The sequence below is a fragment of the Paenibacillus vulneris genome, assembly GCF_039543185.1.
GTDB classification, from domain to species: domain Bacteria; phylum Bacillota; class Bacilli; order Paenibacillales; family NBRC-103111; genus Paenibacillus_S; species Paenibacillus_S vulneris.
Genome location: NZ_BAABJG010000022.1, coordinates 70,941 through 96,557 on the forward strand (window position 1 = coordinate 70,941; position 25,617 = coordinate 96,557).

Genomic DNA, 25,617 nt, shown 5'->3' on the forward strand with positions numbered 1-25,617 from the left:
CGCCTGTGAGATGAATCCGATATGGTTAAAGCAAAAGAAAAACCTTATCGGCGAGACACCTCCCGCGTGCTCCAAGAGGGATTGGTTTAATAAACTAAGTCCTATACAACATGCGGGTAACGTGCGATAGGGCAAGGAGGAAAATTACATGCTGCACTGTTCTCTTATGGTGGACGGCGTTCATAATACCGACTGTTTTTCTAAGGAAAACCTGCAAAAGCTGAAGGACATCATGTATGAACAGAAGGTGACTTCGGGTTCGTATTTGTTCTGGGAAGGCGATCCTGCGGATAAGCTATATTTCATGATTCAGGGACGGGTCAAAATTACGAAAACAAGCGATGAGGGGAAAAGCTTTATTCTATACATGTACGGGGATGGAGATTTATTCGGTCAGCTGGACCCTTTCCATCAATCGGTTCATAGTTTTAATGCGGAGGTCATGGAAGACAGCATGATCGGGATTATTCAGCAAAAGGACCTGGAGACACTGCTGTGGCAGCATGGAGATCTATCCATTGAATTTATGAAATGGATGGGACTTATGCATCGGATGACACAAACAAAGTTTCGTGACCTGATGATGTTCGGAAAGCCCGGGGCGCTATGCTCGACGTTAATCCGCTTGAGCAACTCTTACGGACAAAGCAGCGGCAGCCAAATTTTGATCACGAAGAAATTGACCAATAGCGAGCTGGCCGATATGATCGGCGCAACCCGCGAAAGTGTCAACCGCATGCTCAGCGACCTTAAGAAGCTAGGCATCCTGTCCGTGGATAACGGCTATATGGTTATTGAAAATATCGAATATTTGAAAAACGTATGTCAATGCGAGAATTGTCCCAAAGATATGTGCCGGATTTAGGCCCGGGTCAGCATCGAGATAGGAAAGCTGGCCTCCGGGTCACTTCCCATTTTGCCCCAGCCCATCATTCCGTTGATATATTCCAGCTCGAAGGGCTCCTCGAACCCCTCAACATGATATGTGCCAGGCTGAAAATCCGACGGGTCCAGCAAATACGATTTGGCAGTGTAATATTTGCGTTCTAAAAGCTCCTTCTGGCTTGGAAACTCAGCCTTGGCCAGCGCTTCCAGAATGTCCGCCAGCTCCGCATCAAGCTCTCCCGGCGACATCTGGCTGTACAGCTTCTTCATCCAATCACCCCCATTGTGCCCGGCAAAGGTCCATCAGCTGTTCTTTATTTTGCTCCAGCCATGCATATACTTGACTCAGCTCGGTTAAATAACGGCCGATAACCTGCTCCTCATCGATACCGTCCCAATGTCTTCCAAGGAAATGGATGCAGAGCACCATACTGCGCAGCAAAATCAACTGCGGCAAAGCTTCAATCTCATCCTCATTCAAGCGGGCCGCTTGGCCGTAGCCTGCGATGAAAGCCTCTACCAAGCTCCAGCCATTCGCTTCCTGCTGGCGGATCAGCTCGCACAGAAATACAGCCGCGTCCATGGCACGAAGATCCGGGGTGACAAATTCAAAATCCAGTACGCCGGATATTTCGCCGTCATGGATTAGCACGTTGCCCGCAACGATATCGGAATGCGTCAATTGGACCGGCAAGCGGCATAACCCTGGAATATTATTGAGTAAACGGTCTATCCCTCCGCTTAACAGCTGGATTTCATTGTGATACGGTCCTTCACTCATCTCTTTCATCCAGGCATCCAGCCTGTCCTTCTTCACCAGCGGGTGGACCTCATAGAGCTCGTAATAAGGCTCGTATGCTGCGTCTACATCCAGCTGGATTCGAGACAGTGCATCCGTCAATTCCCCCATAGCCCTGCCTATCGCCTCTGCATGTCCGGGATCGGCTAAATCGGCCCGTTCGCCTTCGATATATTCGAATAAGACGGCTATTTTGCCTGACACCGTAACTACATAGGGCATTCCTTTGATAGTAGCAACCGGCTTCGGTACGCGATAGGATAGCTTTACCCTTTGAAGCTGCTGCAATACAGTGCTCTCATAGATAATTTTATTCATATCTTCATGGTTTTCATAAATTCGTAATACAAATGCGCCCATTGGAGTGTACACGAACCGGGTCGTGTTGTTGACGCCGCTTTCCTTCGCCTCAACCCTCCACTGGCTGTCTTCAAAATAGTTCTCCAAAACTTCCGTAACGATGCCTTCTATATCATTTTTCATGGAACCTGCTCCTTGTTATTATGCCTTACCCTGATGTAATGAGATTATCCGCGAAACGTACCGGAAAAGCCGGCCGTAATATATTTCTTATCCTGATCTGACATCCAAACCCAACACTTAAACAAACGGTGATCCGGCAGCAATTGATCATGAAGATCCTTCAAGCCGAGGACGGCCGCTTCCATACCATACTGACCGAAGGCCTGGAACAAAAAGCGAAGCCGCTCTTCCTCTGTTTTCAATTGGTACAAGGTCTCAAGCAATGCTTCATTATGCTCGTCCAGCCGAATCATATCCGACCACATCACCAGCCTGCCGCCCGGCTTCAGCAGCGTGCTTAACAGCTTGTTATAATCCGTGACGAGACTGTCGCGAAGATACGCTAACGCCTCGATCACCAGACGAACATCCGCTTCTTCATATTGATCGGCGTACCCCGCAAATTGGGTCAGCGCATGAATATAAAACAGCTGCGTATGTACTGAGGATGACACAACAAGAGCGAAGCTCTTCTTCCATTGCGGGAAGGCCTCGCGATGTCGGACTCGAAACGAACAATCTTTTATATAAGCCGCCATCTCAGCGGCGGGAGCTTGGTTCAACAGCATTTCTTCCCAAGTCTCGTAGAACTGCACCTGATCCAAGCAAGTATAGTCTACATGGGTAACAGACTTCATTTTACCAGATAATAATCCGCCGCTCGACTCTATAATATCTTCCAGAGCATTGGACTCCGTGTCAAGCACCAAAACCTGCATAAATTGATTGGCGAGCTCAGGTAAATCAACATCCCCGTGAGTCCCCGCCCCGAGTACAACCGCCTTATCCTTCACCTGCAGCTGATCGACGGCATGAGTCACCAGCTGGCGAATATGAAACCGGTGAGTACCCCATTCCTTGCTTCCCCAATCGATGGATTCGTCTTGGAGCGGCTCCTGCTGCATTTGCAATTGAATAGGTTGAAATGACCGTTGAAACTCCCTCATCCTGTACCTTCTTTCACTAGGTTGATATCCTAATATTATAGCATAAGGTATCGGATTGCGTGCTGCAATCTTCATCACAAACCCGTAAAGTAAACTTTTCATATTTTTTTATGCAAACCGTTGACATGGACCCAATATCTTGGTATATTAATACTTGTCGCTGATGAGGTGACGAACTTAATAAGACTTGTTAGCTCAGCGGGAGAGCACTATCTTGACAGGGTAGGGGTCGCTGGTTCGAACCCAGCACAGGTCATAACGATGTATAGCGAAGCCCCTTATTAATTAAGGGGTTTCTTGCTGTCTATTTTTATTTTGCTCCTCATTTTGGTTTATGACGAACCCATTATCTCCATCCGCTGTTTCATTCTGATACTCGTGAGTCATAATGATTGTCCACTCTAAAGTATTATCAAATACGTAAAAATCACGCGGAAAAGCTTTTACATTATCAATTAAAAATTGCCTTGAACAAGTGAACAACTCCTTCCGCCCCAAATCCATAAGATCCGGTAGTATGTGGTGATCCCAGAACAGGAACACATCTTTTGCGGCCGTACGATCCATTTCAATTCCAAACTCTTCGACGGAGAAAGTATAAATCTGGCCTTGCTGTTTAAAACAGCACCAAAGGTAATATCCATCACCGACATTTACATAATTTTCGTAATACTCACCATTTGTTGAGAAGAATTTTTCAATGTATTGATTTTTTATGATGTCTTTTTGACCTTTTGGAACTCTATCAAGAGTAAATAGTAATTCTTTATCCAACAATGGCATCTCCCCTTTAAAAGAAAGGTGTTGATTAAATGAAAAGTGACAATATAACCAGTTTTTTAACCATAATAACAAGTGTCATTCTTTTGATTACCGTTAGTCCAAATGACACAAGCGTTACCCAGACAACAATCTACATCATTTCCCCAATAGTTATTTTACTATGTTTAATTTCTATAATACGTTCATCAAAATATAAATGATAATAGCTATCGAAAACACTCGTGGAAATTATAATGAAAATAAGGGTTTGATTTAAGTTTCCACGAGTCTGTAGTTACAGATTTCAATCCTCATCTACTTTTTTCCGATTTAGATAATATCCAAAGGTAAATGGCAATTCCACCAAAGGTTATAATCGTACTTATGATGAGTTGAGTTTCATTTTGAAGTGGCGTTAGATTAAGTAAATAATCTGGCAATGTTAACAATGCCATGATAATGATTAGAGTCCATGATTTTGCCCAAATGGATACGCCTACTATCAACAGTGCTGTGATTACGCCGATAATCAAGCTCCCCGTATGGCCAAAATGAATGACGGGAGTGTCGATGGCTCTATTTAGGTAGATTAAACCAATAAACAGAACGATTGGCAGTATCCCTATACCGAATATGATCATTCCCTGCTTTTTGATAGATAGATGAACTGAAGCAATATATTTAAATCCAGTGAAAATAGAAGCAATAAATATAATGCCAATTACAATATGCCCGAAAATTTCCAAGACGGAATAAGAAAGGTTGCCTTCTAATAAATCAGGGAAAACCGTAAATGAAAACGACCCGAAAACGATGATGCAAATGTATTTGAACCATGTTCGGTAGTCAAGGGTCATTTCATTAGAAACCATCTTCATATACTCTTTCGGTGATTTACCAATAATTTTTTCGATGGGTTTACCATTTTTTTCGGCTTCTGATAAATGGATTTCTAACTCTGTTACAATATCTTCGATTTCATCGGAATTTTTTCCACTCGAAAATAAGTATAGCCGTAAGTTTTCTAAGAAATCTCGGCTCTTTTTAGAAAGCTGTAATTCATTCTTCAACCATCTCATCTCCTTTTGCAAACTTTGTATCTGACCCATAATCTAATACTCTGTTAACATTGTTCTGCAGCGCGGTCCAACGTTCCACGAAATTTTTCAATTCCTGCTCACCCTTAGTTGTTAGTGAGTAATATTTTCTTTTTGGTCCGGCTGTTGAATTTTTTAGTGTTGATGTAACTAATTCTTCCCTTTGCATCCGCATCAACAATGGATAAATGGTCCCTTCACTAAAGGACTCAAACCCACAATTGCCCAATTCCTCTGCCAATTCATATCCATACACCTCTTTTTTTCCAATAATCGCCAGTATACATCCATCAATAATACCCTTTAGCATTTGTGTTGTTGATGACAAATATCTCCCCCCCTCTCCGGTAGCTTGCAATACAAGATATATAACTGTAAAATATCTTGCATTACATGATAATGATGTAGTTAGTATAACTTTATTAGTCTTGTAATGCAAGGTAAACCACGAAGAGTTCCTAAAAAAATATTGGGAATCATTTAATTAAAAGAAAAAGAGTGCCCACCCTCCAGGAAAGGATAGGACACTTCAAAAGCATTTAACCCCATCTGAATGTAGAAATGGCTATAACACAAACCATTTAGAACGACTAGTAACCCCGCTCTGCTCATACTTCAATCCAAAATCGCTTGATTATATTGCCGTCTTCCTCTGTATAGCTCGAATCCTCGATCCCGCCGTTATATAGAATCGTTTTCTCCGACCCTATATTCCAAGCATCGCAGACAACTAGAACCTTCTGAATCCCTAAATCCTTTGCTTTATTCAGCGCTAACGACAACAGCTTTGTTGCATATCCCTTACGCCGTTCGGATGGACGAATGCCATATCCGATATGGCCGCCGGATTGAAGAAGCTTATCCGTCAAGCGATGCCTGATGTTCACTGCTCCTACGATTTTTTGGGATTCGGTAACCAGCCAATAGGTAGAATCCGGGACCCAGTGTTCGGGCAAGTTATCGCCTTTCTCATTATCTTGAAGGGATCGCAGCATCCCCTGAAAATCGGAAGGATCCTTACTTATAACCCACGGAACCATATGTTCCCCGCTGCGCTTCCATTCGAGATAAAACTCCATGTATTCGTTTTGCCAATCTGCCGTCGGTTTCACTAATTCAACACGCTCTGCCACAGATTATCTCTCCTTCATCTCTTATCATCTCGTATCTTTCGTCCTTGACTTCTCAGCAACAACGGCGAAATATACGGGAAGCTTCCCTAATATCATCATGCTGCTGTGCGTGTAAGCCTGCACATTCACAAATCCCGAATCGGCAAGGAGCCGTTTTACCTGACGAATGGTGAGCACCTTTGCGCTCGAACGTTGATTTAGGGAGTGTGATATAGGGTTGCGTCGTACCCCATGATTATAGAGAAAGTGAATCATCTGTTTGCTAAAAATCCTTTTTCTAGTAAACAAGTAATGATAGATATAGCCGATTCCATGAACAAGCAAAAACAGCTTTCCATGCGGGCGAAGGATGCGGTAAATGTCGGTCAGCACAAGATTTTCATTCAAATAATGCAAGGCAACCCGGCAGACTGCCATATCAACGCACTCATTATCGAGCGGAATGCTATGTGCATCGGACACCTTGGTGACAAGCTGGGTATTCATCCCCCTCATGGAGCTGTAGACTGATTGAAGCAGCTGCAGCTGCTCCGCATCTGAATCTATTCCATAGATGATCCGCGGCTCATGATTAAGCAGCGCCCGAATGGTCGCGCCTCCTCCACAGCAAAGATCTAATATGGATTCACGATGTATCGATTCCTTCATTAACAAGGTATCAAAATATTCCGGCTCGAGGTTCTGACGGTAATGCTCATAACAAGTGTAGCCGAATCGCTTGTCCAATAGCTTCAAATCTTCCGATACAATCCGATGAGCCAAGAGAACTTGCTTGTTTTCTTCAAGCAAACCGGATGTTCCGTTAAGCTGTAATCCTTCCTGCCAGGCATAAATAGAGGCTACACTACGCAGCAGTCCATTGTTCAGCAGAATTTGCGCTTTCATATCCACAACGGTTTACTTCCTCTCGAAAATGACAGGATGATATTCGCGGATCGAGGTACACGTGAAATGAGATAGCAGGCGCCTTATTTTGTTTGCCGTATTTTTTAAACCGTAATATCTCCTGAGGCTGTTAATCCAGGATGAATTGAAAATTTGCGGTTGACCCTCATCGAGATCATACGGATGCGTGTAATAAATAAACGAACCGTTTGTTTTGATAATCGATCGGGCCCCGCTATAGAAGAGACAATAGGGGTAGATTCGAAAATAGCCTCCGCCGCCCCACGGGATGTTAAGCCTGCCCACAGGTAAAACAGGCATCGGAACTTCCCATAGATTCCGTTTTATCCGGAAAGGAGTCAGCAAGGATGGGGCTAAATTAAATTTGGAATAAGAGGTGTTCAGTGTATTCGGAATGATACTGGAGTCGTAGACAAAGCCCTCCTCCGATAATATATCCAAAGCCGCTTCCGTTATAGAGAAGCAAGGTGCCCGATACCCAAGGACCTGCTCGCCAGTGATATGCTCCAATATGTGCTTGGACTTCCGGATATCCTCTCGGAACTCATCGGCCGATTGATGGTATACCAGACGGTGGGAGTACCCGTGCGATGCGATCTCATGGCCTCTTCGAGCGATTTCCTTCACCAGATCCGGCCTTTTCTCGGCTATCCAGCCCAATACAAAAAAAGTGCCGTGGGCACTCCGCTCTTCCATCAGGTCTAATATGTGATGAAGCGGCCGTTCCAACCTGATTTCGTAACGTTCCCATTCATCTAGGGATAACTCCGGGCTGCAAAACCAATCCTCAACATCCACAGTAAACGCCATTCTCAATCTACTACACCTCTCTGACCATGCAGGAATTGGAATGCTCTCATCTACCACTCGGAAAGGTCCCTTATCCGCTTATACACCATTTCTCTATATTCTTACAATATTATCATTATTTTTCCATTTCAAAAAGTATCTTTTAGCAACTAAGATATAAAAAAGAATGCTAGTGAACCCTTCACCGCATTCATTCGAACACATACTTTCCCATGAATCATCTATATAGAGCATATAAACAGCGGTCTATGACCATCCCTGTGGTTTCGTCTTTGGCTTCCTCCTGTAACGAATATACCTCTTTATGATGCTCTGTTCTTGTTTATGATTTATTATTTTTTTGATTTCGCGCATCAATCTGTTAAGTCTTAAGGTTTCCTGATCTTCCGTTTTACATATTGGCCTATGCTGATCTTGCTGCATCTTGTTCGTCTAATCCACCTTTTGCAGAAGTGTTTTAAGGGATAAGTATAGAAGTGCACCTAATAAAATCAAGCCTATAACATTCCAAATTAGTAACATAGGAAGTCTCTCCTCTCTCTATCTGCTACTATTATACTGGAGTTTGGAAGTTTTTGTCGAATTTCGTAGTCACAATGACCTACTTATAGTTCGTCCTGGTAACCCGCAAGAACCAGGAGATCAGTGACCGGTTCATAACGCAAAGCCTTAGCTACTGCGATTACCGTCTCCCGAGTCGGCTGAAATCTCCCGTTCTCAATTGAATTGATAATAGAGTAGCTTACACCCGCTTTCTCCCCCAGCTTACGTAATGAGATGTCTTGCTGCATCCTCAGCTGCTTCAATTTGATGCTGAACTCTGTCGTCATTCTGCAACCCTTCTCCCTGATTACATCGTTTCCCATAACTATAACGTATTTAAACGGACAAAGAAAAGGGACTTATATGATGAAGCAGCATCCTGCCGTTAAACCTAGCCATCAAGCAGACTGCAGAATTTTGTTCTCCAGATTCGTACGTATCATGGATATTCTTTGCCTTACATAAAAATCATAAGCGGCTCCCTTCAACTCTTTGAGAGGGATATGCTGATCCGTATCATTGTCAATGATGGTTAAGGAACCGTCATCGAAAAATTTAAAAGTGAGATCTGCCCATTGCGTGCCGGCTGCGTCAAGGATTTTGTCGATCTGACTATCGCTTAAATAGCTGCTGTTGTTAACCATCAACGTTCTGTAATAGTCTCGTTCAATAAATCTAACTTTTTTCGAATTCATAGCATACACCCCTCTCATTAATAGGAACGCTTGTTCTATTTCTATTATACCAAACATTTGTTCGCAGTCAATATATGTAAGAAAAAAATAGACTTCGATCCTATCAAAGCGGGACCGGATTCTACCAAGTAAGCTGCTACACGTACTCCCTATTTCTCCAAAAACCAAAAAAAGGTCCGCAGTTTACGGACCCCCTCACCTGTACTGTTCAGACATATGCCTTACCTTTCGTTAAAATACAGGGAACTCCTTTTCCAATTGCGCCTGGCTGAAACATTTTTTCCAGGTAACGGAGTCCGCGTTCGCATTTTCTGCATCGGCTGCACACATCAGAGGTAACGATTTTCATATTGAACTTGTTTTTATCAATGCTTGAAACGGGAGTGTTTTTCTTTTTGACTTTTTTGCCACTCATAGCGATCACCTCAACACTAGGGTTGATGTATACTATGTAGGCGGAAGCCGGATTGTACCCGCATAAAGCACGGCAGCGCTTATTATTTTCTAGATGAAACAGCTTCTCCATAAGCGGGGAAAACCGCCAATACACGATTCACGGCAAAAACCCTTGGCGCTTGCCGCTCACAGCAATAAGCACGCAGCAGCATGTCGTCAACCGTTTGAATCCAAATCCGGCGCTGGGTCATAGCTCCCTTCCGATCCCAGTAGATGATGTGCACATGTCGGCCTGCATACCTTTTAAGCTCCTTGAACAACCTGCCATCCCTCCATACAGAACATATGTTCCATTATATCCTGAGAGGACTTGGCTTATGCAATGGTAAATGTTGCATGGATGCTATAAATCCCAACTGTCAGCAAGCTGCACAAATCAAAAAGTATATAACAAAAGCCGAAACCTTCTGACGAAGACTCGGCTTTTGCGAATGTTACTGGAAAAGCGGCAGCTTAGGCTATCTTCTTGCGGGGAGAGGGGGCCCCAACCAGCCATCGGCCGATAGGCAGCTTGCTCAACACCACCGCTGTCAGCACCGATAAGAATGCGCATAGAAGGAAGGCCGCTACGGTCCTTATCGAAATATTTCCCCCTGGAAGCATATAATCCGCCGCACCGGTTGCGAAGGTAAGCATTAATGCATGAGCCAAATAAGCTCCATAGGAATGCTTGCCCAAATAATGGAATGTCCTGCGAAGCGCATCGCTAGTCCCTTCCTGCAGCCAAACCGCCATGATGCACATGGCTATGACGGAAAGCAGCAGAAATACGACCATAAAAGGCTGAAGCAGCAATGTCGCATTGTACTGAATCACGTAGCCGCTGCCGGTCGGAAAGCTGTGAACAATCTTGTAGAATAATACCAGACTGCAAAGAAGGTACAGCGAGAGCCAGACCATTCTTGTTTTCATCATCCATGGTTTCCAGTACCGGATATTCAGACCGGCTGCGGCGCCCATAATAAAATAAAGCAAAAAGTACAATGCATTACGATCCGCGTATTCGGTGAACAAGGGCGTAACAACCGGAAGATGCCAGCTTTCGGCCGCAGAACTTATGTCACCTATTTTCGTAGTCAAGCCGATATAGGCCAGGCATAACAGAATAAAGCCAGCCCTAAGCATCCAAGGCTTGGTTATCTCCCAAATGCGCAGCACACCTCTTTGAAGGAGCGGGAACAAAAGATACAATTGGATACTCATGACAACGTACCAAAGATGGTACGATGCTTTCCCCGTCACCCAGTCAAGCAGAATCCGCTTGCCTACATCCCGCCATTCGGCACCCAAATCTCCAAAAAAGATCGCGTACAAGGTAGACCAGATCAAATAAGGCAGCACGATATCTTTAAACCTTTTGCGGATGAAAGGAACAAAGGGGACCTTGTCTCTATAATTATAGAACAAGACAAATCCGGTAATGAAAATAAAGATCGGTACGGCAAATTTCGCCGCTATAAGCAGCAGTCCGAGTACAGCGCCATTATCTAGCCCCGTTTCGGGCAAATAAGCGTAATGACCAATCGCATGCTGAAGCACGACGGCCAGGAAAGCAAAGCCGCGTAAATATTGAATTTCCTCAACTCTTGCCTGCTTGGACAAAGGTCTTTCACTCCTCTTGGTTGCTTAGCGGTTTGTGAAAAACCAGCCTCCTTAGTATATCACACATGAATCCTAAGCTTTGTTATCTTGTCGATTGGAAAAATTCGATCCATTCCCCGTCAGGTCCGTGAAAGAAGAAGTACCGCGAGCCGTTAGGCAGTGTAGTGATCTCCGAATCGATAAGCTTCACATCAAGCGACTGGATTCTCGTGAATTCCTCTTCGATATCGTCTGTAGTGAAGGCAATATGATGTACCTTCCCTTCAACGGGCAGCCCGTCATTGTACCCTTCAATCAGCTCCAGCTCCGTCTCGCCTGCTTGGCCGAAGCCAAGAAATGCAAGCCTCATTACGCCATTGGAATGAATCAGCGTATCCTTCAAGGTCAGTCCTACTATCTCTTGATAAAAAGTAATAGAACACTCCAAATTGGTTACCATAACGCCGACATGCTCCATTTTGGTTCTTGCCATATTCACATCCTCCTCATTCACTTCCAATGGAATTCTTTATCAATCATGGTCCATATTATCGAAAAAAGAACCGGATGACAATCATTGAAATTGTTCCACCCTTTCTATATACTAAAGATAAGCAACTATATTTTGTAAAGGAGTGAATCCCATGATACAAATCCATCCTGCCGATTCCCGTTATTCTTCCGACCACGGCTGGCTTCAAAGCAATTTCAGCTTCTCCTTCGGAGATTACTACGATCCGGAGAATACCGAATTCGGCCCCCTCTGCGTCTTTAATGACGATGTGGTTGCAGGACATCGAGGCTTCGGCGCTCATCCCCACCGCGAGATGGAGATTGTCTCCATTGTATTGAGAGGCCAGCTGCAGCACGAAGACAGCACGGGGCACAAGGCAGTCACCGGCTTCGGTGGCATCCAGCGAATGACGGCGGGGACCGGCATTATCCATTCGGAAGTCAATCCCGGAGATGAGGAAGTAGAGCTGCTGCAAATATGGTTCACACCGAATCAGCGGCAGTTAGAGCCTTCTTACGAAACGACGAGCTATGATCCTGCTCTAATGAAAAATCGGCTGCTTCCTATCGTTTCGGACGCATCAGGACCTCATATCGCACACATTCATCAAAATCTAACGATGTATTTATCGGAGCTGGATCCTGGACAATCGATCACATTCCGGCAAAAGCCGGACCGCAGAACGTATATCTTCGTGATAGAGGGCTCTTTATCTATTAACGAGTCGAATCATCTGAACCGCCGGGATGCGGCTAGAATCACTCATGAAACCGATCTGTCGTTGAATACAGAGCAAGGTGCGACGCTGCTGCTCATCGATTTGCCATAAAAAGGTCATAAAGCCGGGGAGTGAACAAGAGGATGTCCAAAATTCATTTTTATATTAAGCATGCTATCGGCAGCCGTATGCTGTTCGATGTCAGCGGGAAGCAAAAGTCATTCTCTCTCGATGGAAAAGAAGGCGAGTGGATCTTTACAGTCGAGGATGTAGAGCCGGAGGCGGCCGCATTGGTGGAGAATAACATATGGAATCTTAATTTGTTTTATTTTTTTGAAGAGCCTGGTAAGCCTATTCGGAAATATTGGTTTTATGATAAAGATAAGCCTCAAATTCATTATGACCTGGATTCGCGCAAGTGGACTATCCAGGTGGATACCAGAATGGAATACAATAACGAGAAAATTTGATCATCCGCTTTTCTCTAAGCGAACAAGGGCTTCCCAGGAAGCCCTTATAGGGGAACGAGTTCAAGGCCTGCTCCAATAAAAAATCCCGTAAGGTTCACGCTGCTGCATGAATCATACGGGACTGTTATGTACGCTATGGAATGATTGTGGTGCCGAAGACCGGACTCGAACCGGTACGGGGTCGCCCCCGCAGGATTTTAAGTCCTGTGCGTCTGCCATTCCGCCACTCCGGCAAACATGATGATGACCACGATCAAATTGCAATGGTGGTGGGCCCTGAGGGACTCGAACCCCCGACCAATCGGTTATGAGCCGACCGCTCTAACCAACTGAGCTAAGGGCCCACAAGATGGGTTTGGTTGCGGGGGCAGGATTTGAACCTGCGGCCTTCGGGTTATGAGCCCGACGAGCTACCGGGCTGCTCCACCCCGCGTTAGTTGGCTAGTTGTCTTAGCGACGAACTCAATAATACAATATAGATAGAAGAGTTGTCAAGAAAAAAATAACAAAAAATTTTATACGATGTAACGGACCCCAAAACGGCCTTTTTTGGAGCGGTACACTTCAACCTCTTGAGGGCACTCGTAGCCGTAAATCCACCAATCCTCTTCCATTCTCTTGGCAAGACAGCCGGCCTGAAATTTGCTTTCGTACAGCTTAGCCCAATATACCCAATTCATGTTCGTTCACTCCGATTAATTCATATTTCAGTGTGTTAGTATATAGCATATCCAAAAATCAATTGGCTTATTTTCCATCCCGCCTCTTTTTATTTCTCCACATTTACTCAACAAAACCATAATATAGGAGATAATTTTTTGGGCTGATTCACGCACCTTGCGAACTTTCCGATATTTCATAATGATATTCTAAGAAAAAAAGAAGCTGCCCGAAGGCAGCCTCAGATTGTCGAGAAACCTATAAGGCTTGAACTATTGCTAATAAACTGCGGTGGGGTATGCCCCTCCAGCCGCTGTTGAAACCCGTGAAAGGGATCAGATTTAGTTGTATTTTCACGGGTTTCAAAGGCGGACGTAAACTCTTCCGAGGAATACCCCACCTCCATATTTAGCAAAGTTCTCGCAAAACAAGGTTTCTCGACAGACTCAAGCTGCCCGAAGGCAGCCTCCTTGATGATATATGGATTATTGCTTAAATACACCAAGCAAACGTTTGGATTCACCGGCTTGTGTAGTAAACAGCTCATAGACGCGAATCGTCAGAGGTCGTTCAAACTGCTCGGTCGTGGATTCGAAAATAATGTTATTTTCCCCGGTTACAAGTCTTCCCGCACCGATAAACTTGCCAGTCGTTGTACCTATCAACCGACCGATAGAATCATAGATCTCAAACTGCAGCTTGGAAAAGCTTGGATCAACCTGAACCGATTCATCGCGGGTCAGCTCCAGATCAAATCTAGCTTTGTAAGAATAGGTTAGCGAATTGCCCAGCCGGTTGAAAATAGGCGTGATCGTCCAGTAGGTTACTTTTGCCCCAAATGGGTATACTTTAAATTCATTCTCCGGCTCATCCGGCTGAAGGACAACGCTATAAGCCGCAATCGTTGTTTTGTACGGAGCTGCCTTCTGGGTATCCTGTACTTTTAATGCAAGCCCGTTACCCTGCTCTGAATTCGGTAGTGTATAAGAATAAGAGACAACCAGGCTGGAGTTCGGCAGTACGCTTTTGGTTGAAATGAGTTGGCGGTTACCGCTATACGTATAGCCGTCAGCACTGACCAGATCCGTCTGGAATTCCGGAACCGCAATCGGCATATCACTGTTATTAGTTAACTTAAACTTGGCGGTTACATTCTTTGAGCCCTCTTCTTCATTAGCATCCATATGAAACTCTACCAGGGATACCTGCATGTTCGGATGAATCAAATCGCTCAAGCTGTCGAATTTCATGGCGCTGCCCATCTGATAAACCGGATAAGCCGTACCTGCCCCAGTAGACTGCAGTAAGATGTTCAGCCTTCCGACGTTATAATTGACCAAAGTGGGCTGTCCGCCGTTTCCGGATTGGGCAAACTTCTCCGGTGTCAGCAAGTTGATGCTTGAAAGCACCGTGTCATTATCGGTAGAAATAGCGTAATGAATATATTTTTGTTCCTTGGCTTCCAGCACGATGTCTCCTTGCTCGACTCTCTTGCCTGCATACACTTGCGTGTCTGACTTGCCATCCAATGTGAAGTCCGGCAGCGTCTCCCTTCCCTCCGACGGATTCTTCACTAACAGCTGAACAACTTGTACCGTTCCTTTATCGGTCATTTCCTTCTCAATACTAACGGGAGTGTATACCAGGGGAGACTCGAAGGATGCGATTTTGAAGGTCTCTCCCCATTTTTTGACGGCCATCGGATCGGTGATCGCCATATCGCTGCCCTTCCAGGACTGGCCGGCGATCGGAGCTGCTACAATCAGAGTTTCCGTTTTCGGATATACATAATAATCGACATCGGTCCAATTCACTTCGGACAGCGTCACGTTGTCCGTCCTGTCAATTACAGACATGTAGCTCAATTCCGTGTTGGCTCTTGGTTGGATAGACTTAGGGTTCGAGGCGCTGGGCTGCAGCGTGTACTCGACTCCGTCAGCGGTTTTGACGCGAAGCTCGTATTCAGGAACCCGGGTAATGGCTCCGCTGTTGTTTTTCATGCGAACGACAACGCCGATTCTCGTGCCTTCGAGTACATGCTCGTTCAATACACTCTTGATATCCACGCTCAAAGCATCGGTTAGGGTATAAGAAGCAGCCGGAGCCGCCAGATTAGCTGTTTCTGTGGGTTCCGCAGCCAGCGCGGTATAGCCTGTTGTCATTAGCGAGGTCGTAATGACGACGGATGTTACGGTCTTTTTCCAGTACATTTTCACTTGGTTCTCCTCCAGTTCATGCGATTATTTCGCAAGCTCTACCTTTTCCTTATCTTTTAACTGATTCTGCCCGGAGATGACGAGCTGTTCCCCCTCTTTCACTCCCGAGATCACTTCCTGCTCCGCCTCGTTCAGACGGCCAAGCTGAACCTTACGCTTCTCTACCGAGTCGCCTGCCAAGACGAATACGAAGGTATCTCCACCCTCACGTACAACGCTCAAGGTCGGTACCGTAACAACCACTTGGTCCTTCTCCTCGGACAGCAGCACCTGAGCCTTCATGCCAGGCTTCAGCTTGCGGTCCGCATTCGGCACTTCAAGCTCGAGGGAATACGATTTGGACTGAGCGCTCATCACATCGGCCAAATAGCTCACCTTGGCTGTTTGCTTATCGGTCGTGCCCGGTACGTAGAAGGTAAGCTCCTGCTTCCCGCGGATCATGTTCGCCGCATCCTCCGTCAGCTCCGCTTTAATCTTGATCGGATCAAGCTGCTGAACCTGTGCCGCTCGGAAGCCCGCTTGCAGCGTCATTCCTGTTTCGATAGGGAGATCCGTCAACACACCGCTTACCGGCGCCTTTACTTCCATATTGGATAACGTCCGGTCCGCTTCCCGGATGGATAGCTCAGAAGATTGCAGCGACTGCTCCACCTGGGATAAAGAATTGGTCGTATCCAAAGTTTTCAGCTTTGCTTTGGAGTTTTCCAGGTCAAGCTTAAGATTGTTAAGCTGACTTTCCATTTGCTCCAGCTGGTACTTGGTGACCAGCCCCATATCGTAGTCGTTGCGCATTTTGCTGTAATTTTTCTCAGTATCCTTTATTGAGGTTTCCAGCTTGGTGATCCCGTTCTGAAGCTCTTGCCGGGAGTTGACTAAATCCTCCTTGGATTTCACCAATTGCTGCTGGCTGCCGGTTAGCGAGATTTGAGCTCTTTCCTTTTGCAGCTGCACGTCGGTAGGATCGATCCGGAAAATAACCTCGCCCTTTTCTACCGAGTCTCCCCGTTTTTTCAATATTTCCAGAATGTCGCCGCCAACCTTGTTCACGACATCCACTTGAATGGAAGAGGCCACGTCGGCTACCTGCTCGAGTGGATCTCCGATTTTTTTCTTTTCAATCTTGGCTGTTTTAACGGTCTTGATTTTCGTTTCAGCTGCACTTGCCTCGGGCTGAGCCGCAGGCTTGGAAGTACACCCCGCGATCAGTGCCGAGCTGATGACTACGGCCCCCATGACTTTGGTGCTTTGTTTTAGCGTTTTTGCAAATGTCGGATTCATTAGCTTCTTCTCCTTTTCCGAGTTCCCGATTAATTAGCTCCGGAAGCAGCGTTCGCTTCCAACGTGGCTTTGTTTTTTCTGAACATCTTTCCAAACCTTTTTTTGATATTATCGATCATGATATAAACGACAGGCACGACAATCAAAGTTAGCAAGGTAGACGTTGTTAAACCGCCGATAACAACTACGGCGAGGCCTTTCGATATCAAAGTTCCTTTGGACAATCCCAAGCCGAGAGGCAGCAAAGCTATAATCGTTGCTCCCGCCGTCATAATAATTGGACGAAGACGCGTCAACCCTGCTTCAATCAGCGCTTCCTTCACTTCATAGCCATCTTCACGAAGCTGCTGCACTCTATCGACTAAAACAATCGCATTGGTGACCACGACTCCAATCAGCATCAGAAAACCAATCAATGAAGTGATGTTAACCGATTCGTGAGTAACCAATAGCCCTAGCAAACCGCCGATGGCGGCAAGCGGTAAGGAGAATAGAATGGCAAATGGCGCGCTGCCGTTGCCAAAGGCCAATACCATGACCAAATAGACAATAAAGATGGATGCTCCCATAGCGACAAACATTTGGCTGAAGCTCTCTTGAATGTCGTCGGAAACCCCTTTGACCTCCGTTCTTACACCGGAAGGCAGGTCAACGGTTTTCAGTGCTTCGGCTACTTGCTTGCTGATACCGGCTTTATCGACATTATCGATCTTGGCCGTAACCTTTACATACTGCTCTTGCATTTCCCTGGTTATGGCTACAGGCGCGTCAATTTGCCGAACCTTGGCTATTTCATTCAAATTGATCGTTACCCCGGTTGGCGTTTTAATCTGGAAGCGCCCGATTTTGTCGATGGAATTTTTGAAGTTCGGATCCAGCATAATTTTCGTTTTAAATGTAGTGTTATCAAACTTCAGGTCGCCAATCTTCTCTTCGGCCAGCCAGCTGTGAACGGATTCGTTAACTTGAGCCGAGGATAAGCCGTAAATGCGCGCTTTATTTTGGTCAACGCTGATTTCCACTTCCGTTTTCGATTCGCTCAAGGAATCTTTAATATCAATAAGGGCCGGGAACTCCTTCATATTCTCCTTAACCAGCTCCGCACCTTTGGAGAGCATGAGCAAATCATCGCCCTTCAGCATATAGGAGAAATCCGCTCCCCCGGATGGCGGCCCGCCTGAGCTCAAAAGCTGAACCTCCGCCTCGGAGCCTTTAGGCAGCATATACAAGATCTCTTCCTTCAAATCCTTAACAAGCTGTTTGGCATCCGTGGCCGGCGACGCTTCCGCAAACATGGAGCTGCGGTACGGAATCCGATCCTCGCCCTGATCATAACCGATCAATGCATCGAAGTAGACGAACGTAGGTTGACCTGCCGGGTCCTTAGAGGCCAGCAGCTTCGCTTCGATTTCCTTTACTTTCATATCCATGCTTTCGATGGTCGTTTCACGGGGCATCTTGATCGTAATTTGCATCAGCTTATCCGTAGAGCTCTCCGGCATGAACGAGACTGCCAAGAACGGTACGGTACCTGCGATGGTGACAAAGAACAGCAGAATGGCAAGGAAAATCGTTTTTTTCCTGTTACCGAGAGACCAGAGCAAGATTCTTTTGTAGCCAAGCGAAAATTTCCCCATCTGATGCTCGTCATGATGCTTGAATTGCTTGCTCCTAAGCACCAGCAGCTTCGCAAGCATAGGAATGACAGTCAAGGCTACGAGCAAGGAAGAGAGCAGAGCAACAACAAGTGTTATCGCAAAAGGTCGGAAGATTTCTCCGAGCACCCCGCCGACGAAGGCAATAGGCCCAAATACACCTACGGTCGTAATGGTCGATGATGTAATGGCTGATGCCACCTGAGAGGTTGCCAGCTTAATAACGGACTCGTTACGCTCCTGAGCTTTTTGCAGCTGGCTGTAAATATTCTCTATAACAACGATACTATCGTCCACGACACGCCCGACAGCAATGGCCATGCCGCCCAGCGTCATAATATTAAGCGAAATATCTAGCGGAGCCATAACGAGCAGGGTCACCAGAATCGACAGCGGAATCGATACAAGTACGATAACGGTCATCCGTACATTTCTTAAAAAGAGCAAAATCATAATGGACGCAAGAATCGCTCCTAATCCGCCTTCGCGAACCATACCGTTGACCGATTCTTTAATGTCGGTAGCACTATTGTAGATGGTGTGGAACGTAATGTTGGGGAAGTCCTTTTTCCACTGCGCCATCAGCTTGTCGGCATCGGCTGCGAATTCTACGGCGTTGGCATTTTTCGTTTTGTACAAGTTAATGCCGATGGCCGGCTGTCCGTTCAGCCTCGATAAGAAAGTCGATTCGGTAATCGCCTCGACTTTAGCTACTTGCTTAAGCAGCAGGGTATCGCCGTTCGGCGTCGTGATTTTCATGTTTTCCAGGTTATAAATGGAGTTCAGATCGCTTCTTACCCGGACCATTTGCGTGTTGCCGTTGAAATCAACGGATCCAGCCGGGCTTGTAAGCAATGCGGCTTTAATACTGGAGGAAACTCCGGATGGGGTCAAACCATAGTTGTTGATGGCATTGATGTCAAGCTTCATCGTAAGCACTGATTCCTGATTGCCGATAGAATCAACGTGATCGATGCCTTTCAAGGAGTTAAATCCCGGAAGAATCACATCCTTGTAGACTTTATCAAGTTCTTCCTGATTCATTCCGTTTGATGCATAAGCGGATAAATAGTATACCGGCTGCGACGCAAAACCAAATGTCTGTACCTTCGGCTTCTCCGAGCCTTGTGGAAGCTTGACGTTGGCGATAAGACTCTCCACGTCCTTCTTGACGTCTTCCGGCTTCTTATCCTGTTCAAGCTCGATGACGATGGATGAGAAGTTATCGCTTGATGTCGACGTCAGATTCTTCATCCCTTCCAAGCCGGCAACCGCCTTCTCCAGCGGCTTCGTTACGTCCTCCAGAACGTCCTTGGGGGGAGCTGTGTATTGAGTGTTAACCAATACGACCGGGAACGAAATATCCGGCATGCTTTCAACCTTCAGGCTGGTGGCGGCATAAATGCCTCCTCCAAACAGCAGAAGGACGATGATGATGACGGCCGTAATGTTTTTCATTGAAAACTGGGTTAATTTATTCATCTCTACTCCTCCATTACATTAACTGAACCTTTAGACGAGGCGCTTTTCATTACCCCTTCATTTTTTTTCATAAATTTTGGTCTTTTTTCATAATGAAGACCCTATTCTAAATGAGTGAATATTTGCCGCCTTCGTTGACTCCATTCCTCCTCCAGTCCGTCAAGCCGATTCAAGAACATTTCGTACATGGCCTGCATTTCAATAAAGCGTTTTTTGCATGCATCATGGGATGCCCGCTCATCCTCTCCGATCTCTTCCAGCTGCTCGAAAATATGTAGTGTATGTTCTACTTGTTGTTGAATTCTCTTCATCTTCTGTATGTTCGCTTGCAGGGCCGTCATGCAGATATCGTCGGAGATAAAATAGTAATCCTTGCGATCGTTGCTTGTCGGAATTTTATGGCACATCATATGCTTTTCAAGCGTTCGCACCTGTACACTGATTGCCGCTTTAGTCACTCCCAGCTCATCGGCCATTTCCTGCAAGCTTACAGGCCTAGGAGCAGATAACAGGAAAGCAAAAATTTTACCAACCAACGGGCTGAAGCCTTCCGCCTCAAAAGAGAGAGACATATGGTTGCTAATGCTTTGCTTCAAGGCAGCAAAAGACGGATGCGGTGGTTTCATATCACTCTTCCTCACTGTTGTTTATTATCGTTAAGAATGTTGTTAACGATAATAACATAATTCGTTTTGAAAAATGTGTCAATACTTCCAAGACAAATTTAACCATTCATTTATAAATGGGTCCAACTCTCTCTTAACAATCGCTTCAAAACGGCAAGCTAGCCCCATTAATGGCACAAGAAAAAACCGCCTTGCTATGCTTATACGCATGGACATAGGCGGTTTTCAACTTCAGGATTAGTCCGTTGTAGAGAACCAATCGATTTTTTGGGAAGCGAGCAATTTCTTTTGTCCTTGATAGGAATCGTAAACGCTAAGCTTGTACGTCTTTAATGTTTCTAAATGGAAAATAAGGTCCTGGTCCTGCTCTTCAATAACAAATTTATCCCGCTTGCCGAGCCTGATTTTGGTATCCTTATTCGTCTCCGTATTCGCGGAAGCATCAACCATGTCAAAATCCTTGAAATCAAATTCCCGCGTGAACGATTTGTTGCCATTCTCATCCTCGAGACCGATGATCAGCTTGCGCCCTTCCGTGTTGGTTTCCATCAATAAGTTCTTGGTCAGCTCGTAATTGAAGGTAACCTTTAATTTCTCCCGGTCGAGCCATGTGTTAATTTTATTAATAGAAAGCGTATAAGGCAGCAGGTCGATATCCAATAAATTATCCTTGACCTCGAAGTTCTCCAAAGGAAGCCAGAAGCCGACGGCATTCACATAAGCATCTGGTGCATCCTTACTTGTCGAGAATTTATTATCGGTTACAGCTTCGCCGATCATTACATTCATATTCGAGGTCGGGAACCCTTTGGGCAGCGTGCTGGACAAAATAAGCAGCGCTTTTCCTCCCGGGGTAATCTTATTCTTGATCTCCGAAACCGCAGCGGGATAGACGGAGCCATCCGTTGTCTTAAATTGCGCCACCAGCTTCGTTACATCGGTATAGCGCTTCTCCAGGTTGACGGCTTCCATCTGAACCGTGAAAATATCGGCTGTATCTCCGGCATAGGTTTTTACATTGCGAACCTGGTAGCTTGCGTTTCGTCCGATATTGATATTCTTGTACGTCTCTCCGACATTGTAATACGGCATGTTCATCAGCTCGGAACGATGGGCGAATTCCAGCAGATCCTCGGTTTCCTTCTCTCCGGTTTTCTCCTGAAGGACAAGCTTTACCGTAGAGAATTGATAGGTGTAAGGCATCTTGCCAATAAATTGGAAGGTGCTGGAGCCGCCAACGGGAAGTCCTATTACCTTGTCGGTCTGAATCAGCTTGGCCTCTACCTTCACCTTATCATCAAGGAGAAAATGGCCGGTCAATTCCGGAATGGGCAGTGAATTCTCGCCCTGGTTCATTAGCGTAATATTCGCGGATAAGATGTCCTGATCCTCCAACGGCAGACGCTGAAGGGAATTCAGCTTGGTGGTATAGGTTCCTTCCTTGTTCGTAAATTTGTACTCGATCCCGGTATCAACGCTATCAGGCTCCGATACCTGAGGCAGCTCGAAGTAAGCTATAGGCAGATTCAGCTTTAGGTCTGAAGCGTTCTGAATGATGACAAGCTGCCATCCTTCCTTACTGACCTCGACCGGAATCGAACCTGTCATTTCGATCTCTTTCTTTACCTGCGGGTTAATAACCAAGTCCTTCATGTTCTTGGCGTCGAGCGGGTACATGTAGCCTTCCTTGGTTCGAATTAAAAATTGATATGCAGGCACGGCCGCAGAACGGTTTCCGACGTTCTCCATATTCAGCACGACGGTAGGAGTCACATTCTTCTCGTTCTTCGTCATGAATATTTTTTTAATCGAGGTTTTGACCTCCGTGCCCGCCATATTAATGTTGTGAGAATCATTGACCGGCGTAACCACGGAATAGTTGTCCGGTACGGCAATCTCACCTATGCTGCGTTCAAAATTCGGCTGACTGAAGTCCCATTTGATAAATTCAAAGATCAGGTCGGTCAGGTCCGTATTCTCGTTCACAGAGGCATAGAAGCTGATATCCTGAACGGATTTCGGCGTTATCCGGTTCTTATCCTTATCCTGCGGCAGAATGCGGACGGATATTTGGTTGCCGGATTTTGTCTTCAGGTGAGGCCAGTAGTCGATAAACAGCAGGTCGCTGCTTCCCTCGTTATGGACGCTCACCGTAAAAGTAACCGTCTTGCTGCCCTTTTCCGGCAGGATAGTAACATTCTTCAATTCAAAATAGCTGTCGGCCGTCACCTTTACTTGCCCCAATGCCGGAGCTGACCCGGTGGACAAAACATTAGATGTGTTGGCCGGCGGGTTACTGCTATCGTCGGCAAAAGCCGGGACAGCAGTACTTAAGGTTAAGGCCGCGCTGAGGAGCAAAATCTGGGTCGTTTTCTTATTTATTTTCATGATGTCTGTTAGCCTCCCTGAAGAATTGAGATTCGTAATGCAATACCAGGATGGTTAGCCTACCCTCATCATAGTACCATTGTTGATTGGGCCGTTAGGATTTTCCTTGATTTGCTGCAGCATGGCGTCCCCGTCGGTCTGCCATTTTTTCAGCGCGTCCCGAACTTGGAGTTTTCCATCGACTACATCGTTAAACAGCTGGCGTCCAAGATCCTGCACTTGATAAATGCTCGGCTTCTCCTGATAAATTTTATAGTCCTGGGTAGGGGCCGGTGTCAGGGTAGTAAATGCTTCGATATGGAACTGTATGCCATCCTTCGGTTTAATGAATTTTTTACGGGCTACGAGGTTGTAGGAGCTGTTGGATTTCAGACGTGCCCAATCCTCACTGTTAATGAATTTGATGAATTTCCATGCATCCTCGACATTTTGAGCCTTGGCATTAATCCCCATGATGCCGTTCATTCCGATATAGCCTCCCACGTCCGGGGCCTCCGGATGAACCGGCACAGTCACAACGTCCCAGTCAATTGGGGTGTAGCCAGGGAAGTTGGCGGCATTTTTATTGGCATTCGTAATTTGATTCAATTGACTGTAATTAATGATGGACATCGCTACGCGGTTAGACAGAAAATCATCATATTGAAACGGATTGAAGTTTTCTCCGCTCATCATCTGTCCTTTCATCTTGGAAGGGTCCTGCTGTTCCGGCAGTACTTTATCCTGCTTCAGCTTGAGCATCGATTTCCAAATCTTCTCCCACTGATCGGAGTCCACCGTCATCTTCTCGCCCTTCTCATCGAACATTCTCAGCTGTAAAGGCGCTGTATACATCTGCATCGAGTAGAACAGGTCGCCCATGGATTGCGTGCTGAAAGAGAATCCGGCCTTGCGGTTTTCTCCTTCGCCTTTAATTAACCGCTTGCCCAAGTCAAAGACCTCATCCCAAGTCATTTTGTCCTTCGGATACGGTACTCCCGCCTCGTCAAACATACGTTTATTGTAAATCAACGCTGAAGAGCTGAAAGTAGGCGCCAACGCATACAGCTTCCCGTCTCCAGTCTTCTTGAGACCATCAATAACGGCAGGGACCATGTCGGTTATATCGAATTTATCCTTCGTTATCATCGGATCCAGCTGTGTAAGCAAATTGTTCGATATTAAGTCGTTAAGCTGCTCGTAACCGACCATCACGACGTCAGGCGGATTATCTCCCTGCATCACTTCCTTCAGCTTTTCCATCGGATCAACCGGTTTCTTGTTCGGATCCATTCTGCCGCCGTAGCGATAGCTGTCATCCATCGTCGGAATAATTTCAATCTTGATATTCGGGTTGGCAAATTCAAAAATTTCGGTGAACTGCTGACGGAAATATTCATCATCACCGAAACCGAAGCTGGTAGCGACCCTCAATACTTTCTCCGTATTGGAATCCGCTCCTTTCGTCTTGGTACAAGCTGCCAGCGTAGGCACCATAAGACCGGCGCTGATGGATAACAGCAATGATTTCTTCATCCACGGTTTCATAGGTTAATCCCTCCAACAATATAGTCATGCCATCGAAACATATACAACTGATTTTATTCCGACCTAATCTAAAGATTTGGGCGGCCTAATAATAATTTTTTCCCCGTCGAATTCCATGGAGGCCTTTGTATCTATCTGTAAGGCCTGCAGATAAGCCTTCGGAATTTGCAGTCTCCCTGCCTTATCCAGAACTACGTACTCTTCATGGACGCTATTCGCTGCCTGCAACCCTGCAGCAGCTTCCGTCTGCCCCTGCTCCAGATTCGGATTTCGCTTAATAAATTCCGTGCTGGTCATCCCGTCGCGAATGGCGACGACGCGATCCACCTTGCTAGCAAGCGCCATATCGTGAGTAACTATGACGATAGTCACGCCCAGCTCGCGATTGAGCCTGCGGAAAATATCCATGATCATATCCGATGTCTTCGTGTCTACTGAACCGGTCGGCTCATCTGCCAACAGCAGCGACGGCCTGTTAGCAAGCGAAATGGCGATAGCCACACGCTGCTGCTCGCCGCCCGATAATTGCTGAAGCTTGTTGCTCATCCGGTCCTTCAGACCGACCCATTCCAGCAGCTGCTTGGCATAGGCTCTGTCATATTCTCCGCTCAGCATCATCGGTGTTTCCACATTTTCCAGCGCCGTTAAGTACGGAACCAGATTTCGCGCGTTGTTTTGCCAAATGAAGCCGACCGTTTTGCGCTTATACTTGACCAGCTCTTCATCGGTAATTTTAAGCAAATTCCATTCTCCAACCTGAACCGTGCCTGCGGAAGGCCTGTCAAGGCCTCCCAGGATGTTCAAAAAGGTGGATTTGCCGCTGCCGCTGTTGCCGATGATGGCCATCATTTCTCCGGCTGCGACGGAAATGTTCAAGCCTTTGAGGGCGACGACCTCGATATCGTCGGTTTTGTATATTTTGACGAGCTCTTCGCATGTAATCATCG

At 46.0% G+C, this 25,617-nt stretch carries 26 protein-coding genes and 4 tRNA genes; 4 read left to right on the top strand and 26 right to left on the bottom strand.

What is annotated here, in order from left to right; all coding sequences use genetic code 11:
- Positions 1 to 148: 148 nt before the first annotated feature.
- A complete protein-coding gene (locus ABEA66_RS20135; protein ID WP_079910412.1) occupies positions 149 to 865 on the top strand; it encodes a Crp/Fnr family transcriptional regulator in 717 nt (238 codons plus the stop codon).
- Here the strand turns inward: ABEA66_RS20135 and ABEA66_RS20140 are convergent.
- The 3 genes from ABEA66_RS20140 to ABEA66_RS20150 are packed head-to-tail and all read right to left on the bottom strand — an operon-like array spanning position 862 to position 3,153.
- Positions 862 to 1,155, bottom strand: a complete 294-nt coding sequence (locus ABEA66_RS20140; RefSeq protein WP_079910413.1) for a DUF1811 family protein — start codon at positions 1,153 to 1,155, stop codon at positions 862 to 864. The genes ABEA66_RS20135 and ABEA66_RS20140 overlap by 4 nt on opposite strands.
- A 4-nt stretch (positions 1,156 to 1,159) precedes the next feature.
- A complete protein-coding gene (locus ABEA66_RS20145; RefSeq protein WP_345590225.1) occupies positions 1,160 to 2,167 on the bottom strand; it encodes a phosphotransferase in 1,008 nt (335 codons plus the stop codon).
- A gap of 44 nt (positions 2,168 to 2,211) precedes the next feature.
- Positions 2,212 to 3,153, bottom strand: a complete 942-nt coding sequence (locus ABEA66_RS20150; protein ID WP_345590227.1) for a hypothetical protein — start codon at positions 3,151 to 3,153, stop codon at positions 2,212 to 2,214.
- Positions 3,154 to 3,337: 184 nt separating this feature from the next.
- Between ABEA66_RS20150 and ABEA66_RS20155 the strand changes: the two genes are divergently transcribed.
- Positions 3,338 to 3,409, top strand: a tRNA-Val gene (locus ABEA66_RS20155).
- A 29-nt stretch (positions 3,410 to 3,438) separates the two neighbouring features.
- Here the strand turns inward: ABEA66_RS20155 and ABEA66_RS20160 are convergent.
- The 12 genes from ABEA66_RS20160 to ABEA66_RS20215 form a co-directional block, all read right to left on the bottom strand.
- Positions 3,439 to 3,927, bottom strand: a complete 489-nt coding sequence (locus ABEA66_RS20160; protein ID WP_345590229.1) for a hypothetical protein — start codon at positions 3,925 to 3,927, stop codon at positions 3,439 to 3,441.
- Between the two features lie 299 nt (positions 3,928 to 4,226).
- Positions 4,227 to 4,985: an HAAS domain-containing protein gene (locus ABEA66_RS20165; protein ID WP_345590231.1), complete on the bottom strand. Its 759-nt coding sequence runs from the start codon at positions 4,983 to 4,985 to the stop codon at positions 4,227 to 4,229.
- Positions 4,975 to 5,340, bottom strand: coding sequence for a PadR family transcriptional regulator (locus ABEA66_RS20170; protein WP_192702639.1), 366 nt, complete (start codon positions 5,338 to 5,340; stop codon positions 4,975 to 4,977). The genes ABEA66_RS20165 and ABEA66_RS20170 overlap by 11 nt, the downstream gene beginning before the upstream one ends.
- 280 nt (positions 5,341 to 5,620) lie before the next feature.
- The gene (locus tag ABEA66_RS20175; RefSeq protein WP_345590234.1) at positions 5,621 to 6,145 is read right to left on the bottom strand and encodes a GNAT family N-acetyltransferase; all 525 of its coding nucleotides are present in this window, start codon (positions 6,143 to 6,145) and stop codon (positions 5,621 to 5,623) included.
- Positions 6,146 to 6,169: 24 nt separating this feature from the next.
- Positions 6,170 to 7,030: a class I SAM-dependent methyltransferase gene (locus ABEA66_RS20180; RefSeq protein ID WP_345590546.1), complete on the bottom strand. Its 861-nt coding sequence runs from the start codon at positions 7,028 to 7,030 to the stop codon at positions 6,170 to 6,172.
- 12 nt (positions 7,031 to 7,042) lie between these two features.
- The gene (locus tag ABEA66_RS20185) at positions 7,043 to 7,861 is read right to left on the bottom strand and encodes a polysaccharide deacetylase family protein (protein ID WP_345590548.1); all 819 of its coding nucleotides are present in this window, start codon (positions 7,859 to 7,861) and stop codon (positions 7,043 to 7,045) included.
- Positions 7,862 to 8,466: 605 nt separating this feature from the next.
- Positions 8,467 to 8,691 (bottom strand): helix-turn-helix transcriptional regulator, encoded by a 225-nt coding sequence (locus ABEA66_RS20190; RefSeq protein WP_144027846.1) that lies wholly within the window; start codon positions 8,689 to 8,691, stop codon positions 8,467 to 8,469.
- A 111-nt stretch (positions 8,692 to 8,802) separates the two neighbouring features.
- Positions 8,803 to 9,099 carry a hypothetical protein gene (locus tag ABEA66_RS20195; RefSeq protein WP_345590237.1) on the bottom strand — a complete coding sequence of 99 codons (297 nt, stop codon included), beginning with the start codon at positions 9,097 to 9,099 and terminating at the stop codon, positions 8,803 to 8,805.
- Between the two features lie 208 nt (positions 9,100 to 9,307).
- Entirely contained in the window at positions 9,308 to 9,514 is a 207-nt protein-coding gene (locus tag ABEA66_RS20200) for a hypothetical protein (protein ID WP_345590239.1), read from the bottom strand.
- An 82-nt stretch (positions 9,515 to 9,596) separates the two neighbouring features.
- A complete protein-coding gene (locus tag ABEA66_RS20205; protein ID WP_345590242.1) occupies positions 9,597 to 9,815 on the bottom strand; it encodes a hypothetical protein in 219 nt (72 codons plus the stop codon).
- A gap of 193 nt (positions 9,816 to 10,008) precedes the next feature.
- Positions 10,009 to 11,157, bottom strand: coding sequence for an acyltransferase (locus ABEA66_RS20210; RefSeq protein ID WP_345590244.1), 1,149 nt, complete (start codon positions 11,155 to 11,157; stop codon positions 10,009 to 10,011).
- 82 nt (positions 11,158 to 11,239) lie between these two features.
- Complete coding sequence (locus ABEA66_RS20215; RefSeq protein WP_345590246.1) at positions 11,240 to 11,629, bottom strand: VOC family protein; 390 nt, start codon at positions 11,627 to 11,629, stop codon at positions 11,240 to 11,242.
- A 151-nt stretch (positions 11,630 to 11,780) separates the two neighbouring features.
- On the opposite strand from ABEA66_RS20215, the gene ABEA66_RS20220 reads away from it, so the two are divergent.
- Together ABEA66_RS20220 and ABEA66_RS20225 are read left to right on the top strand one after the other, a co-directional pair.
- Entirely contained in the window at positions 11,781 to 12,479 is a 699-nt protein-coding gene (locus ABEA66_RS20220) for a pirin family protein (RefSeq protein WP_079910426.1), read from the top strand.
- Positions 12,480 to 12,511: 32 nt separating this feature from the next.
- Entirely contained in the window at positions 12,512 to 12,838 is a 327-nt protein-coding gene (locus ABEA66_RS20225; protein WP_345590249.1) for a hypothetical protein, read from the top strand.
- Between the two features lie 147 nt (positions 12,839 to 12,985).
- On the opposite strand, the gene ABEA66_RS20230 is transcribed toward ABEA66_RS20225, so the two are convergent.
- The 11 genes from ABEA66_RS20230 to ABEA66_RS20280 all read right to left on the bottom strand — a co-directional run bounded on the left by ABEA66_RS20230 (position 12,986) and on the right by ABEA66_RS20280 (position 25,615).
- Positions 12,986 to 13,071 (bottom strand) — tRNA-Leu (locus tag ABEA66_RS20230).
- Between the two features lie 34 nt (positions 13,072 to 13,105).
- Positions 13,106 to 13,182, bottom strand: a tRNA-Ile gene (locus ABEA66_RS20235).
- Positions 13,183 to 13,194: 12 nt separating this feature from the next.
- Positions 13,195 to 13,271: transfer RNA gene (locus tag ABEA66_RS20240), tRNA-Met, on the bottom strand.
- An 82-nt stretch (positions 13,272 to 13,353) separates the two neighbouring features.
- Positions 13,354 to 13,518, bottom strand: a complete 165-nt coding sequence (locus ABEA66_RS20245; RefSeq protein WP_179135985.1) for a hypothetical protein — start codon at positions 13,516 to 13,518, stop codon at positions 13,354 to 13,356.
- 465 nt (positions 13,519 to 13,983) lie between these two features.
- On the bottom strand, positions 13,984 to 15,708 hold the full coding sequence (locus tag ABEA66_RS20250; protein WP_345590550.1) for a hypothetical protein: 1,725 nt from the start codon (positions 15,706 to 15,708) through the stop codon (positions 13,984 to 13,986).
- 30 nt (positions 15,709 to 15,738) lie between these two features.
- Positions 15,739 to 16,992, bottom strand: coding sequence for an efflux RND transporter periplasmic adaptor subunit (locus ABEA66_RS20255; RefSeq protein ID WP_345590251.1), 1,254 nt, complete (start codon positions 16,990 to 16,992; stop codon positions 15,739 to 15,741).
- Between the two features lie 29 nt (positions 16,993 to 17,021).
- Positions 17,022 to 20,129 (bottom strand): efflux RND transporter permease subunit, encoded by a 3,108-nt coding sequence (locus tag ABEA66_RS20260; RefSeq protein WP_345590253.1) that lies wholly within the window; start codon positions 20,127 to 20,129, stop codon positions 17,022 to 17,024.
- 101 nt (positions 20,130 to 20,230) lie between these two features.
- Complete coding sequence (locus ABEA66_RS20265; RefSeq protein ID WP_345590255.1) at positions 20,231 to 20,755, bottom strand: GbsR/MarR family transcriptional regulator; 525 nt, start codon at positions 20,753 to 20,755, stop codon at positions 20,231 to 20,233.
- A gap of 237 nt (positions 20,756 to 20,992) precedes the next feature.
- The gene (locus ABEA66_RS20270; RefSeq protein ID WP_345590257.1) at positions 20,993 to 23,143 is read right to left on the bottom strand and encodes a hypothetical protein; all 2,151 of its coding nucleotides are present in this window, start codon (positions 23,141 to 23,143) and stop codon (positions 20,993 to 20,995) included.
- Positions 23,144 to 23,197: 54 nt separating this feature from the next.
- Entirely contained in the window at positions 23,198 to 24,670 is a 1,473-nt protein-coding gene (locus ABEA66_RS20275) for an ABC transporter substrate-binding protein (RefSeq protein WP_079910433.1), read from the bottom strand.
- 63 nt (positions 24,671 to 24,733) lie between these two features.
- A complete protein-coding gene (locus ABEA66_RS20280) occupies positions 24,734 to 25,615 on the bottom strand; it encodes an ABC transporter ATP-binding protein (RefSeq protein ID WP_345590260.1) in 882 nt (293 codons plus the stop codon).
- Between the last annotated feature and the right edge of the window lie 2 nt (positions 25,616 to 25,617).